The sequence below is a fragment of the Stenotrophomonas sp. 89682_Sma genome (assembly GCF_056481405.1).
On record NZ_CM151147.1, the window covers coordinates 4391366 to 4405442 of the forward strand.

Consider the following 14077-nt stretch of genomic DNA (forward strand, 5'->3'; position numbering starts at 1 on the left):
GGATTCAGAGAGTGTGACGGCGCGCGCAGTAGATCCGCACAAGGCGTGGATGCGCCTCAGTGCCGGCCCACGGTCGGCACCCACCGAGTTGCCGGCCAGCGGCCGGCACTACCGGTCAGGTGCCCACTGCTTGAGGAACGCCCTCACCCGCGCCGGCTGGAAAGCTTCGCCCTTGCGAAGCTCAGCAGTCGCCTGCGACATCAGCAGTCCACCATCGGCGTCCAGCACCAGCAGGTGCGGGTAGTCGCGCTCCATCACCGGGAACTGGGCGAAAAAGGCGGCGTTGGGCTGTTCGTCGCTGGCGTTGACCTTCACCCACACGTAGTGGGCATCGCGGAAGCGGCGCAGGTCACCATTGCCTTCCACGATTTCGTCCAGCGCCCGGCAACGGTCACAGGCGGCATTGCCGACCTCGAGCAGGATGCGCTTCTTGCCGCGCTGGGCTTCCACCTTGGCGGTGGCCAGGTCATCGGCGGGGTCGCGGGCCGGGTCGAACTGCGCGCCGAGCCCGGCGATGGCGGCGATGTCCGCCGCCACCGGCGTGTTGCCCGAGGCCACCGGTTCGCTGGGGTCAGCGACCGGTGGCTCGGTGGGTCGGGTATCCAGGGGCTGCGTGGGCTCGGCGGCGGCAGGCGGTTGCGGTTGCGAACAGGCGCCGATCAGCGCCGCACAGACCACCACCACTGCTCCACCGAGCTTCATGCGCATGCCTTCTACCCTCTCATCGTTACTTGACGCCGTGCATCAGCTTGTTGATCAGCGGGGCGATCAGGAACAGCACCACGCCGGAGCCGATCAGGGCCCAGAACCCGAAGGTATACCCCTTCAGGGCCGACTCGACCGTCATGCCGCCTTCACCACTGACCACGCCAGCGAAGATGCCCGACAGGTTGTTGCCGATGCCGGTGGACAGGAACCAGCCGCCCATGCCGAAGCCGACCAGCCGTACCGGGGCCAGCTTGGTCACCATCGACAGGCCGATCGGCGACAGGCACAGCTCACCGACCGACTGGATGACGTAGACCATGAACAGGGTCCAGAACGGAATCTTGCCGTCCACGACCATCTGCGACAGGGCGAACATCAGCAGGGCGAAGGCGGCGCCGTTGAACAGCAGGCCCAGGCCGAACTTGCGCGGAATGGACGGATTGGCGCGGCCCATGGCCACCCAGATCCAGGCGATGACCGGCGCCAGGGTGATGATGGCCACCGAGTTGACCGACTGGAACCACGCGGTGGGGAAGGTCCAGTCACCGAACTGGCGGTTGACGATGTTCTCGGCCAGGAAGGTGAACGAGCTGCCGGCCTGTTCGAAGAACATCCAGAACATCACGTTGAAGGCGAAGATGATCAGCATGGCGATCACGCGGTCGCGCTGCACCTTGCCCTCGCGGATGCCCTCGATCAGCAGCAGCACGGCCAGGGCGGTGAACATCGCACCCAGGATCCAGGCCAGCGCGGTGGCGCCGGTGGCCAGCAGGAAGTACGCCACCGGGATGGCGACCACGGCGCCGGCGAGCACCATGATGATGCGGCCGAAGCCTTCAGCGCCGGCCGGCGGTGCGCCGATGCCCTTCAGGCCGGCACGACCGATGTAGAACCACACCAGCGAGATCAGCATGCCCACGCCCGAGGCGATGAACACGACCTTGTAGGACGGCATCGCGTCGGTACCGAAGACCTTGCGGGCCAGGTATTCGGTCAGCACCGGGGCGATCATCGCGCCGATGTTGATGCCCATGTAGAAGATGGTGAAGCCCGAGTCGCGGCGCTCGTCCTTCAGGCCGTACAGCTTGCCGACCATGGTCGAGATGTTCGGCTTGAACAGGCCGTTGCCGACGATGATCGTGGCCAGGCCGAGCTTGAAGATGTGCTCCTGCGGCAGCGAGATCATGAACAGGCCGGCGGCCATGATGATCGCGCCGGTCAGGATCGAGCGCTGGTAGCCCAGCACCCGGTCGGCCACGTAGCCACCGAAGATCGCCGCGGCGTACACCAGGGCCAGGTAGGCGCCATAGATGCGGCTGGCGTCGCCTTCACCGGCAGCGCTGCCGTTGTAGAACTGGGCAACGATGTACAGCACCAAGGCCCAGCGGATGCCATAGAACGCAAAGCGCTCCCAGAACTCGGTCATGAACAGCATCCACAACGGGCGCGGGTGGCCCAGCGTGGTCTTGAAGTCCGGCAGCGCCGGCTCTGGGGTGTTCGCAGTGGCGTTTAGGCTCATGCGGATTTCCTGGTTCGGTGGATGACGAGCACGTCCGCTGTGCAGTTGGAGCAACGCGCGAGGATCACCGACTTCTGGCGTTCACGTCAAATACACGCCGTTTGAGGCAGGTGCCAGCCTGCTCGCTGAACTTGCATCTGAAACGATCCAGCCACCGGCCGGGGCCAAGCTGAATGGGGATCAGTCCAGCGCTGAGGGGGGCGCGGCCTGCAGGCTGGTGCGCACCTGGAACAGTTCGGGGAAGAAAGTCAGTTCCAGCGCCTTGGCCAGGAAGCCCACGCCGGACGAGCCGCCGGTGCCGCGTTTGAAGCCGATCACCCGCATCACGGTACGCATGTGCCGGAATCGCCACAGCTGGAAGGCGGTTTCCAGATCCACCAGGTCCTCGCACAGCGCGTATTCGCGCCAGTAGCGGTCGGTGTCCTGGTAGATGCGCTCGAAGACCGGCTGCAGTGCGTCGTCGGCCACATGCGGCTGGGTCCAGTCATGGGCCTCGTACACCGCCGGAACGGCATGGCCGAAGCGGGCCAGGTACTTCAGGAACTCCTCGTACAGGCTCGGCGCCTCCAGCACGGTGCGCAGCTGCGCCTGCCCGGCCGGATCGTGCTCGAACACCTGCAGCATCTGCGCGTTCTTGTTGCCCAGCAGGAACTCGATGTAGCGGTACTGCAGCGACTGGAAACCCGAGGAAGGGCCCAGCACGTCGCGGAAGCCCATGTACTCGGACGGAGTGAGCGTTTCCAGCACCGACCACTGCTCGGTCAGCTGGCGCAGCACCTGCTTGCTGCGCGCCAGCACCTTGCGGCACTGCCAGACTTCATCGCGCTGCAGGAAGCCAATTGCGGCACGCAGTTCGTGGCCCAGCAGCTTCAGCCACAGCTCCGAGGTCTGGTGCTGGATGATGAAGAGCATCTCGTCGTGGTGCGGCGGGTTGGACAGCGGCTGCTGCGCGCTGAGCAGCTGGTCCAGCCGCAGGTAGCCGCCGTAGGTCAGGCGGCCCTGCAGGTCGGTGTGGATGCCGGCTTCGAGATCGCGTTGGTTGTTGTCGACGGACATGGGTGCGGCCAGATCGGGGGCGGCAAGGGTAGCGCGTTGGCAGCCGCGCGGGCAGCCGCGCCGTCCATACCGGGGCGTGCGGTGCCCCGTGGAGCATTGGCCGATGCGGGCCCTGCGCGTGGAACCGATCGGGTCGTTGCGCCAACAGTCAGCCAGAGGCGTATTCTGATGCTTTGCAGCAACGACTGAATACGTTGTTGTTATTGGCCCCCCACCCGCCGGCAGGGGTAAAACAGGGCGTTGCCGTGTTGCGGCGCAGGAAGGCTATTCCGTACGCGTTCCTTAACATGGCGATTCATATCATTTGTAACTTCTCTGTCGAAGGTGCAGTACGCAATGACGGTTGCCGCTGAATTCAAGATCGAATACCTGCAGTACCTGGACGCGGACGGCAAGCTCGTCCGCGATGACCTGCCCGCGTCGCTGCGCGACCCCAAGGTCCTGGTACCGCTGTTCAAGCAGATGCTGTTCGTACGTACGTTCGACAGCAAATCCATCGCGCTGCAGCGCACCGGCAAGCTCGGCACCTACGCCGCCTGCCTGGGCCATGAAGCCGCGCACGTGGGTATCGGCGCTGCGATGCAGAAGGACGACGTGTTCGCGCCTTCGTACCGCGAGTATGGCGCGATGTTCATGCGTGGCGTGCGCCCGCACGACGTGCTGATGTACTGGGGCGGCGACGAACGCGGCAACGATTACGGCGGCAACGCGGCCAAGGACTTCCCGTTCTGCGTGCCGATCTCCACCCAGTGCCTGCATGCCGCAGGCGCCGCGCTGAAGTTCAAGCTCAACAAGGAACCGCAGATCGCCGTGGCCGTGTGCGGCGATGGCGGCAGCTCCAAGACCGACTTCTACGCAGCACTGAATTCGGCCGGCGCCTACAAGCTGCCGCTGATCCTGTGCATCGTCAACAACGGCTGGGCCATCTCGGTCCCGCGTTCGGCCCAGACCGGTGCCGAAACGCTGGCGCAGAAGGGCCTGGCCGGCGGCCTGCATTGCCTGCAGGTGGACGGCAACGACCTGATCGCGGTGCTGGCAGCCATGGAGCAGGCGCGCGAACGTGCGCTGGCCGGCGACGGTGGCACCGTGCTGGAACTGATGACCTACCGCCTGTCCGACCACACCACCGCCGACGACGCGCGGCGCTACCGCGACGACGCCGAAGTGAAGGATGCCTGGCAGCGCGAGCCGATGCTGCGCCTGCGCAAGTACCTGACCGCCGCCGGCGTGTGGAGCGAAGAAGAAGAAACCGCCTGGATCGCCGAGTGCGGCACGCGCGTGGACGAGGAAGTGAACCTGTACCTCAACACCCCGGTGCAGCCGGTCGAGGCGATGTTCGACTTCCTGTATGCCGATCCGCCGCCGGACCTGCTGGCCCAGCGTGCCCAGGCGATCGCCCTGGAGAAGCGCCATGGATGAGATCAAGAACGGCGCGCCCGGCGCGCACACCAACGCCGCCGACAGCGCTGCTGTCGCGCGCGGAGAAGAGAGCATGACCACCACGCCGATCACCCTCATCGAAGCCATCACCCAGGCGCTGGCCTGGGAGCTGGAGCACGACCCGTCGGTGCTGGTGCTGGGCGAGGACGTGGGCGTCAACGGCGGCGTGTTCCGCGCCACCGCCGGCCTGCAGCAGCGCTTCGGCTCCGAACGCATCCTCGACACCCCGCTGGATGAAACCACCATCGCCGGCCTGACCATTGGCCTGGCCGCGCAGGGCATGAAGCCGGTGGCCGAAGCCCAGTTCGATGGCTTCATGTACCCGATGGTCGACCATATCGTCTGCCACGCCGCACGCCTGCGTTACCGCACCCGTGGCCGCCTGCACTGCCCGATGGTGCTGCGCGTGCCGTGGGGCGGTGGCATCCGCGCGCCGGAACACCACAGCGAAGCCAACGAGGCGATCTTCACCAACGTGCCGGGCCTGCGCGTGGTGCTGCCGTCGTCGCCGCAGCGTGCGTACGGCCTGCTGCTGGCCGCGATCCGCGAGCCGGATCCGGTGATCTACATGGAGCCCAAGCGCATCTATCGCCAGTACAAGGAAGTGGTCGTCAACGACGGCGAAGCCTTGCCGCTGGACGTCTGCTTCGTGCTGCGCGATGGCACCGACGTGACCCTGGTGACCTGGGGCGCGCAGGTGAAGGAAGCACTGGAAGCGGCTGACAAGCTGGCCGGCGAAGGCATCAGTGCCGAAGTCATCGACGTGGCCACGCTGCGCCCGCTGGACTTCGCCACCATCGCCGAATCGGTGGCCAAGACCGGTCGCTGCGTGATCGTGCAGGAGGCCCCGAAGACCGCGGGCTTCGGCGCCGAGATCGCCGCGCGCCTGGCCGAGGAATCGATCTACGACCTGCTGGCCCCGGTCGAACGCGTTACTGGCTACGACACCCACATTCCGCTGTTCCGCCTGGAAATGAAGTACCTGCCGAGCGTTGAGCGGATCGTGGCTGCAGCCAAGCGCGCGGTGGCGGCCGGCTGACATGCGGGCCCGCCTTCTGGGGGCTTACCGCAGCCAGTATCCCAACCCGCTCCGGTTCCACACCGGCCAGATCGTCGAAGTAGGTGTCCGTGACGAGGAATGGCCGGCGTTTGCCTGGGTACGCACCAACGATGGGCGCGCTGGATGGGCGCCCATCGCCTGGTTGCAGCTGCTGGACGAGGGTCGCGCCGAAGCACTGTGCGACTACGACGCCCGCGAGCTGGATGTGGAAAGTGGCGAGATGGTGAAGCTTCATCACGAACACGGTGGGTGGTGGTGGTCCGAGCGCGCCAATGGCGCGACGGGCTGGCTGCCGGCCCGCGAACTGGAACTGCTGGAAGAGAACTGCAAATGAGCCAGACCAAGAACTTCAACCTGCCCGACCTGGGCGAAGGCCTGCCGGACGCGACCATCGTCGAGTGGTTCGTCAAGGAAGGCGATGTGATCAAGCTGGACGAGCCGCTGGTGTCGATGGAGACCGCCAAGGCCGTGGTGGAAGTGCCCTCGCCGTTCTCCGGCAAGGTGCTGAAGCTGTCCGGCGGCGCCGGCGACATCATCCCGACCGGCTCGGTGCTGGCCAGCTTCGAACTGGACCCGAACCTGCCGCAGCGCGCTGATGGCCAGGACACCGGCCACAGCCATGGCCACGCAGCACCGGCGGCGCCTACCCCGCCGCCGCTGCCGGCCGCTGCCGCTCCGGTCTCTGCGGAAGAAGCCAAGCCCGCCGCTGCCGAACGCGATGACGCCGGTACCGTGGTCGGCGCGATGCAGAGCTCCAATGCCGTGCACGCCGAACAGGCGCTGGCCGTCGGTGGGGTCAAGGCCGTGCCGGCCGTGCGTGCGATGGCGCGCAAGCTGGGCGTGGACCTGAGCCGCGTGCCGGCCACCGGCACCGATGGCGCCGTGACCATGGCCGACGTCAAGCAGGCCGCCGCCAACGGCAGCGCCAAGCTCGGCGCTGCTCCGGCGCCGGTCGCTGCCGCCGCGTATGCCGCACCGGCCCCGGCGCAGGTGTCTGCCCCGGTGCAGAGCGAAGCCCGCACCCCGCTTTCTGCCGCTGGCAAGCCGATGCGCACCCAGCCGCCGGGCGTGGTGGCCAAGGGCCAGCCGGAACCGCTGAAGGGCGTGCGCCGCAACATGGCCCGCGTGATGGCCGACGCGCACAGCAAGGTCGTGCCGACCACGCTGAACGACGACGCCGACATCCACGCCTGGCTGCCGGGCAACGACGTCACCGCGCGCCTGGTGCGTTCGATCGTGGTGGCCGCGCAGAAGGTGCCGGCGATGAACGCGTGGTTCGACGGTGAAGCGCTGACCCGCACCCTGCACGCGCAGGTCGACATCGGCATCGCCGTGGACACCGACGACGGCCTGTTCGTGCCGGCCCTGCGCAATGCCGACATGCTCGATGCACGCGGCATCCGTGAAGGCGTCAACCGCCTGCGCGAGCAGGTCGAATCGCGTTCGATCGCCGCCTCGGAACTGAGCGGCTACACCATCTCGCTGTCCAACTTCGGCATGTTCGCCGGTCGCTACGCGACCCCGGTCGTGGTGCCGCCGTGCGTGGCCATCGTCGGTGCCGGCCGTGCCCGCCACCAGATGACTCCGGTGATGGGCGGCGTGGAAGCGCACAAGGTCATCCCGCTGTCGGTCACCTTCGACCACCGCGCAGCCACGGGTGGTGAAGCCGCCCGCTTCCTGCGCGCGATGATGGACGACCTGGCGCTGGCCAGCTGATCGGCCACCTGACCGGTGGGTGCCAACCGTTGGTTGGCACATGACTTGGAAAGAACGCCGGGCATTGCCCGGCGTTTTTTGTGCCCGCATCCACGCATGGCGTGGATCTGCCAAATGCCTGCGATCAATCGCGAGCGACCATGCCCTCGGCGCGGCTGTAGACGCGCAGGCGGTGCCCGTCAGGATCTGCTCCAACGAAAGTGTGGCCGAACTCCAGCGTCACCGGCGCCTGCAGAATCTCCACACCGAGAGCGCGCCACGCATCGTGCATCTGCTGCACGGCGACGGGGTTGGCGACCACCATCGCCAGTTCCGCGGCACCGGCCTGCGCGGACACCGGTGGCTGCACGTCATCGCGCTGCCACAGGCCCAGCGCGGCACCATCGCCGAGCAGGAACAGGGCAAAGCCGGGCGACTGCTCGACCGGCGGCTTGTCGAGGATGCCGCTGTAGAAGGTGGCGCTGGTAGCGACGTCGCGCACGTACTGCAGCAGGGTGCTGGGCTTGAACATGGGGAAGCTCCGTTGTTGGGAGCGATCATGGTGGTATGGGCCTGCTGACAGTTTCTGTCAGCAGATTCGACTGTTGGTAGAGTCGACTGTTAGTCGACTGCTCTTCCTTCAGCCTGCTTACCCCCCCGCGCTGCGCGCGATAGTCGACTAACAGTCGACTCTACACCCCCCGCTCCCCGCTGTCGCTGTGGCTATGAGCGATCCAGCCAGTCGGGTGCAATGCCCTGCGCCTTCTGCCAGCGCCGCAGCAGGGTGGCGCGTGGCACGAGGTAGTGATCCTCCAGCACGCGCACCTGGCGGATGCGGTCCAGCCTGAAATGGCGGAAGTCCTCGCGGCCCTCGCACCACGCCGCCAGCATCGGTACTTCATCGAAGTAGGCCAGCGCGAACGGCCACACAATGCGCTCGGTGCGCTGGCCGTGCGCGTCCTGATAGCCGAACTGCAGCCGTTGCTGTGCACTTACCGCTTCGCGCACTGCCTGCAGACGAGCCGCGGGCACCTTGGCCGCAGCGCGCGAAGGACCAACACGCAGGCCGCTATCACGCAAGGCTTCCCGGCGCGCGGCTGGCAGCACATGCGCGATACGCGCCAGGGCATCACGTGCGGCCTCGGCCAGCGCAGGCTCGGTGCGGGCCGCGACCCAGCGCAGGCCCAGCACCAGCGCGTCGATCTCGGCCGGTGGCAGGGTCATCGGCGGCAGGGTATCGCTCGGCGCCAGCAGGTAGCCGACGCCGGCCTCACCGCGCAGATCGGCGCCCTGCTCGCGCAGGGTCTCGATATCGCGGTACAGCGTACGCAGGCTGATGCCCAGCGCTTCGGCCAGCGCCTGCCCGGCCACTGGTCGCCGATGGCGGCGCAGCAGCTGCAGCAACTGGGTCAGGCGCAGCGCACGCGACATCAGCCGACCAGCGCGCTCGATGCCACAACGTGCTCGCCCGGTTGCGGGGCCAGCGCGGCCTCGACCAGTGCCTTGGCGATCTCGCTGGCCGGGTTGATCCGCCACGCCCGCGGCAGTACCGGCCCCAACGCGCCGAGTACCGTCAGTGCGAAACGCTCGCCGCGGCGGACCTCGTTGCGCTCGCCCCCGATCAGCCCTGGGCGGACCAGGGTCAACGAGCTGAAGCCCAGCGCGCGAAGGTCGCGTTCCAGCTCGCCCTTCACCCGGCTGTAGAAGATCGACGATTGCGGGTTGGCGCCGGCCGCGGAATTGAGCACATAGGTCTGCGCACCCTGCGCCTTCGCCAGGCGGGCGAATGCCAGCGGGTAATCATGGTCGATACGATGGAAAGCCTCGCGGCTGCCTGCCTGGGCAATGGTGCTGCCGAGCGCGCAGATGACCGCGTCCACGCGCGCCCACTCGACTGCGGCTGGCAGCGCATCAAAGGCCAGTACCGGGTTCTCCAGCTTCCCGTGGGTTACGCCCAACGGGCGGCGGGTGGGCGCCACCACGGCGCTGCAGCGCGGGTCGTCCAGCAGCCTGGGAAGGGTCAGCCCGCCGACCAGGCCGGTCGCCCCCAGCAACATCACGCGCATCACCACCTCCACTGCGGCATCCTGTCGCCCATCGTAGCCGTTCAAGCCATCGGCAGCCGCGCCGATATGCTGGAACCTGCCCCTGCCAGCCCCAGGATTCGCTCCATGACGGACCAGCCCGACCACCGCCCCGCCCCCGGTACCGCCCTTGGGCCGCCGGCACGCGTGCGCGCGGTGGTGGACGATGGGCGGGGGGACCGCGTGGTGCTGCAGGGCGGCGGTGGTGTGGCCCTGCAGCAGCTGTTCGCAGGCGCCGACGCGCCGGAACCACTGCTGGCGGCGTTCGCCAACGGCATGGCCACCCTGCCCGGCGAGCTGGGTGACATGGGCGACCGCCTGCAGTCGGCGCAGGCCAGCGCGGATTGGCCGCGCTACGGGCGCGCGATGCGGCAGCTCATCGACAAGTACATCCGCACCATCGAGCAGCATTCGCCGGACGGCCAACCGGAAAGCCTGCGCCTGTCCGAGCAGCTGCGGCTGCTGCTGGGCGGTGCGGTGGTGGCCCTGCTGCAGCACGACCCGGACCTGCGCGAACAGGCGCAGGCCCTGGCCCTGCGCTTGCGCCAGTGGCAGCCGGGCACGGCGCTGGAACCGATCGAACAGGGCGTGCGCGAGCTCGGCCACCAGGTCGGTGTGCGTGCCGAGAGCTGGCAGGAGCAGCAGGCGCTGCTGCTGGAGCTGTTCGCGTTGCTGCTGGAGAACGTGAGCGAGCTGCTGGATGACCGCAGCTGGCTGCAGGGCCAGATCGCGGCGGTACGCCAGTTGCTGGACGGTCCGTTGGAAGCCGAAGCGGTCGAACGCACCCGCGCCGAGCTGCGCGAAGTGATCTACAAGCAGGGCCTGCTGCGCCAGGGCATCGACGATTCGAAGGCCGCGATGCGCGGGCTGATGGGCGAGTTCATCGAGCGCATGGATGGCATGGCCACCAGCACCGGTGAATACCACGACCGCATCGGCAGTTACGCGCTGCAGCTGCGCGAAGCGCGCAGCATCGCCGACCTCAACCAGCTGCTGCAGGACGTGATGCGCGACACCGGCAAGGTCCAGCAGCAGGCTGCACAGGCCCGCGATCACCTGGCCAATGCGCGGCAGGAAGTTGAACGTGCAGAGCAACGCATTGCCGAGCTTGAGCAGGAGCTGCGCGCCGCCGGTGACCTGGCACGCATCGATCCGTTGACCCAGGCACTGAACCGCCGCGGCCTGGACGAACTGCTGCAGCGCGAGCTGGCGCGCGCCGCGCGCAACAACTCACCACTGGGCGTGGCGGTGATCGACCTGGATGACTTCCACCAGACCAACGACGCGCACGGGCATGCCGGCGGCGATGCGCTGCTGCAGCACCTGGTGTCCGTGTGCAAGCTGCTGCTGCGCGCCACCGACGGCATCGCGCGGCTGGGCGGCGATGAATTCGTACTGGTGCTGCCGGAAACCCAGGGCGCCGACAGCATGGCCACCGTGCAGCGCCTGCAGCGTTCGCTGGCACACCGCGTGCTGACCGTGCAGGACCGCCGCGTGCCGGTGCATTTCAGTGCCGGGCTTGCGCAATGGCAGCCCGGCGACGATACCGAGACCCTGCTGCGCCGCGCCGATGACGCGCTGTATGCGGCCAAGCGACAGGGCAAGAACCGGGTGCAGGCGGGATGATGATCCAGCGTGCGGACTCTGTAGCGCCCGAGCCCATGCTCGGGCGGCGGCGCGCAGCGCCGTAGAGCAGCCGAGCGTGGGCTCGGCTCTACAGATTACTTCCCGCGCAGCTTCTGGAACCCGGTCACCGCCGCCAGCACGATGGCACCGGCGATGATGCCGACCACCATGTTGCCCACCGCGCTGACCAACCAGCCCCACGGGCCTTCGCCCCCCATCGCCTGCACCGCGTGGTGCAGCGCCGGCACGTTGTGCACCAGGATACCGCCGCCGACCAGGAACATGGCGATGGTGCCGGCCACCGACAGGAACTTCATCAGCCACGGTGCCGAGGCCACCAGGCCGCGACCGAAGGCGGCAATGGCGCCGCCCTTGCGCGACAGGTACAGGCCAACGTCGTCGAGCTTGACGATGCCCGCCACCAGCCCGTAGACGAACACGGTCATGGCCAGCGCGACCACGCTCAGGGTGAGGATCTGGTTGGTGAACGGCGCGGTGGCGACCACGCCCAGGGTCAGCACGATGATCTCGGCCGAAAGGATGAAGTCGGTGCGGATCGCGCCCTTCACCTTGTCCTTCTCCCACGCCACCATGTCCACCTGCGCGTCGGCCAGCGCCTTGCGCCGCTCGGCCTGGCGCTCGGCATCCTCATCGGACGAATGCAGGAAGCGATGTGCCAGTTTCTCAACGCCCTCAAAGCACAGGAACGCGCCGCCGATCATCATCAGCGGCACGATCAGCGGCACGTTCCAGCCGCGGCTGTGCAGCCAAGCCTCCAGCGCGCTGATCGCAAGTGCCGCCGGTACCAGGATCACCTTGTTGACCAGCGAGCCCTTGGCCACCGCCCACACCACCGGCAGTTCGCGGTTGGCGTTGACCCCGGTGACCTGCTGCGCGTTCAGCGCCAGGTCGTCGCCCAGCACGCCGGCGGTCTTCTTCGCCGCGACCTTGGTCAGGACCGAGACATCGTCGAGCAGGGTGGCGATATCGTCGAGCAGGGCGAACAGGCTGGCACCGGCCATGGGGCGTCCAAGAAAGGGAATGAGCGGATTCTGACCGATTCGGCGTTGACTGCGGAAGAGATCGGGTTCACCACGTGACGACCCCGCCCCGGCCAGACTGGAGCGTGATCCCGTTTCGCCGGGCATGGCCCGGCGCTACCGGCCGTCGTCCGCAAGGAGTTCCGCTTGAGCAATCCGCCCACCGCCACTGGCAATCCCCCGCTGGTCAAAGGCATGAACCGGCGTAGCCAGATCCTGCGCCTGCTGATGCGCTATCGCCATTCAGGCGTGTTCTCGGGCATGAACCTGGATGCCGCGGGCAATCCGGCCGACGTTCCCGCAGACGGCAACCCGGAGCAGTTCGTCAGCGACCTGGAAGCGCTGGGGCCGACCTTCGTCAAGCTGGGCCAGATGCTTTCCACGCGCCCGGACATGGTGCCGGTGGAGTTCGCCACAGCCCTGGAGCGCATGCAGGAGAAGGTGGCCGAGATTCCCGTCGAGCGCATCCATGCGATCGTCGAGCAGGAGCTGGGCGCGCCGGTGAACAAGCTGTTCGCCTCATTCGATCCCGAGCCGTTGGGCTGTGCCTCGATCGCGCAGGTGCATCGCGCGGTGCTGCACGATGGCCGCCAGGTAGCGGTGAAAGTGCAGAAGCCCGAAGTGGCCGCGCAACTGCGATCGGACCTGGAGGCGCTGCGCAGCTTCGCGCTGGCCGCCGACCACCTGACCCAGGTGGGCCGCCGCGTGCGCCTGCGCGACTGGCTCAACGAGTTCGCCAAGACCCTGATGCAGGAGCTGGACTACCACGCCGAAGCCGAGAACCTGGCCCGCTTCGGCCGGCACCTGAAGCCGTTCCGCCGCCTGTGGATTCCGCAGCCGCTGTGGGATTACAGCAGCCAGCGCGTGCTGACCATGGAACTGGCCACCGGCGTGCGCGTGGACGCGATTCCCGATGTGCGCCGCACCGAACAGTCGATGGATCCGCTGGCGGCGGCGCTGATCCGCGGCTACCTGGACCAGATCTTCGTGCATGGCGAGATCCATGCCGACCCGCATCCGGGCAACCTGCGGGTGATGCCCGATGGCCGGCTGGCGATCTTCGACCTGGGCATGGTCGCGCACATGCCGCCGCGCCTGCGCGAGCGCCTGCTGAAGATCCTGTTCGCGGCGGTCGATGGCCGCGGCGAGGAAGTGGCCGATGACCTGATCAGCATCAGCACGCGGCTGGAGGCGTTCGACGAAGAACGCTATCTGCGCGAGACCGGCCAGTTGATCGCGCGTTACGCCGCCAGCGGCACTTTCTCCGAAGGCCGCGTAGTGCTGGACATGGTGCGCATCGCCACCGCCTGCGGGCTGCGTACGCCGCCGGAACTGAGCCTGCTGGGCAAGGCCCTGCTCAACCTGGAAACCGTGTGCCGGTTGCTGGCACCAGAGCTGGAAACACGACGCATCGTCGAGCGCCAGCTGCAGCACGTGATGCGCGCGCGCCTGAAGAAATCACTGTCCGCGGCCAACATCGCCAGCGAGGCGATGGAGCTGCAGCAGCTGCTGCGCGATGGGCCGCGCAAGCTGTCGGACATCATGGCGCTGCTGGCCGAGAACCGCCTGCAGATGAAGGTGACTGGCCTGGAAGAATCGCGGCTGATGGAGAACCTGCAGAAGATCGCCAACCGCGTGGCGGCCGGCATCATCAGCGCGGCATTGATCATGGCCGCCGCGATGATGATGAAGATCGACACCGGCTGGCACCTGTTCGGCTACCCGCTCATCGCCCTGATTCTGTTGTTCATCGGCGTAGTGCTCGGCCTTGGCATCGTGACCAGTGCATTGCTGTTCGATCGTCGCGCGCGGGCACGCGAAGAGCGCGGGCATCGCTAGCGCATCAACG

At 67.5% G+C, this 14077-nt stretch carries 13 protein-coding genes; 6 read left to right on the forward strand and 7 right to left on the reverse strand.

Going from position 1 to position 14077, the window contains the following annotated elements:
* Positions 1-108 precede the first annotated feature (108 nt).
* From ACZK29_RS20275 to ACZK29_RS20285, 3 genes are all read right to left on the reverse strand, one after another.
* On the reverse strand, positions 109-708 hold the full coding sequence (locus ACZK29_RS20275) for a thioredoxin family protein (RefSeq protein ID WP_478446412.1): 600 nt from the start codon (positions 706-708) through the stop codon (positions 109-111).
* Between the two features lie 19 nt (positions 709-727).
* The gene (locus ACZK29_RS20280) at positions 728-2227 is read right to left on the reverse strand and encodes a peptide MFS transporter (protein WP_459047302.1); all 1500 of its coding nucleotides are present in this window, start codon (positions 2225-2227) and stop codon (positions 728-730) included.
* A 180-nt stretch (positions 2228-2407) separates the two neighbouring features.
* Positions 2408-3283, reverse strand: a complete 876-nt coding sequence (locus ACZK29_RS20285) for a tryptophan 2,3-dioxygenase (protein WP_111202471.1) — start codon at positions 3281-3283, stop codon at positions 2408-2410.
* A gap of 336 nt (positions 3284-3619) precedes the next feature.
* On the opposite strand from ACZK29_RS20285, the gene pdhA reads away from it, so the two are divergent.
* The 4 genes from pdhA to ACZK29_RS20305 are packed head-to-tail and all read left to right on the forward strand — an operon-like array spanning position 3620 to position 7499.
* Positions 3620-4702, forward strand: a complete 1083-nt coding sequence (pdhA, locus tag ACZK29_RS20290; protein WP_111202470.1) for a pyruvate dehydrogenase (acetyl-transferring) E1 component subunit alpha — start codon at positions 3620-3622, stop codon at positions 4700-4702.
* Complete coding sequence (locus tag ACZK29_RS20295) at positions 4695-5762, forward strand: alpha-ketoacid dehydrogenase subunit beta (RefSeq protein WP_019338598.1); 1068 nt, start codon at positions 4695-4697, stop codon at positions 5760-5762. The genes pdhA and ACZK29_RS20295 overlap by 8 nt, the downstream gene beginning before the upstream one ends.
* A 1-nt stretch (position 5763) precedes the next feature.
* Entirely contained in the window at positions 5764-6117 is a 354-nt protein-coding gene (locus tag ACZK29_RS20300; RefSeq protein WP_005411349.1) for an SH3 domain-containing protein, read from the forward strand.
* Complete coding sequence (locus ACZK29_RS20305) at positions 6114-7499, forward strand: dihydrolipoamide acetyltransferase family protein (RefSeq protein WP_459047301.1); 1386 nt, start codon at positions 6114-6116, stop codon at positions 7497-7499. Before ACZK29_RS20300 ends, ACZK29_RS20305 begins: the two co-directional genes overlap by 4 nt.
* Positions 7500-7623: 124 nt before the next feature.
* On the opposite strand, the gene ACZK29_RS20310 is transcribed toward ACZK29_RS20305, so the two are convergent.
* The 3 genes from ACZK29_RS20310 to ACZK29_RS20320 form a co-directional block, all read right to left on the reverse strand.
* Positions 7624-8010 carry a VOC family protein gene (locus ACZK29_RS20310; RefSeq protein ID WP_111202468.1) on the reverse strand — a complete coding sequence of 129 codons (387 nt, stop codon included), beginning with the start codon at positions 8008-8010 and terminating at the stop codon, positions 7624-7626.
* A gap of 191 nt (positions 8011-8201) precedes the next feature.
* Positions 8202-8909 (reverse strand): helix-turn-helix transcriptional regulator, encoded by a 708-nt coding sequence (locus ACZK29_RS20315; RefSeq protein WP_478446413.1) that lies wholly within the window; start codon positions 8907-8909, stop codon positions 8202-8204.
* The gene (locus tag ACZK29_RS20320; protein ID WP_111202484.1) at positions 8909-9544 is read right to left on the reverse strand and encodes a Rossmann-fold NAD(P)-binding domain-containing protein; all 636 of its coding nucleotides are present in this window, start codon (positions 9542-9544) and stop codon (positions 8909-8911) included. The genes ACZK29_RS20315 and ACZK29_RS20320 overlap by 1 nt, the downstream gene beginning before the upstream one ends.
* A 105-nt stretch (positions 9545-9649) precedes the next feature.
* Between ACZK29_RS20320 and ACZK29_RS20325 the strand changes: the two genes are divergently transcribed.
* On the forward strand, positions 9650-11188 hold the full coding sequence (locus tag ACZK29_RS20325; RefSeq protein WP_478446414.1) for a GGDEF domain-containing protein: 1539 nt from the start codon (positions 9650-9652) through the stop codon (positions 11186-11188).
* A 95-nt stretch (positions 11189-11283) separates the two neighbouring features.
* Here the strand turns inward: ACZK29_RS20325 and ACZK29_RS20330 are convergent, their stop codons facing one another.
* Positions 11284-12210, reverse strand: a complete 927-nt coding sequence (locus tag ACZK29_RS20330) for a DUF808 domain-containing protein (protein ID WP_164147601.1) — start codon at positions 12208-12210, stop codon at positions 11284-11286.
* Between the two features lie 165 nt (positions 12211-12375).
* Between ACZK29_RS20330 and ACZK29_RS20335 the strand changes: the two genes are divergently transcribed.
* Positions 12376-14067 (forward strand): ABC1 kinase family protein, encoded by a 1692-nt coding sequence (locus tag ACZK29_RS20335; protein WP_459047299.1) that lies wholly within the window; start codon positions 12376-12378, stop codon positions 14065-14067.
* The last annotated feature ends 10 nt before the right edge of the window (positions 14068-14077 follow it).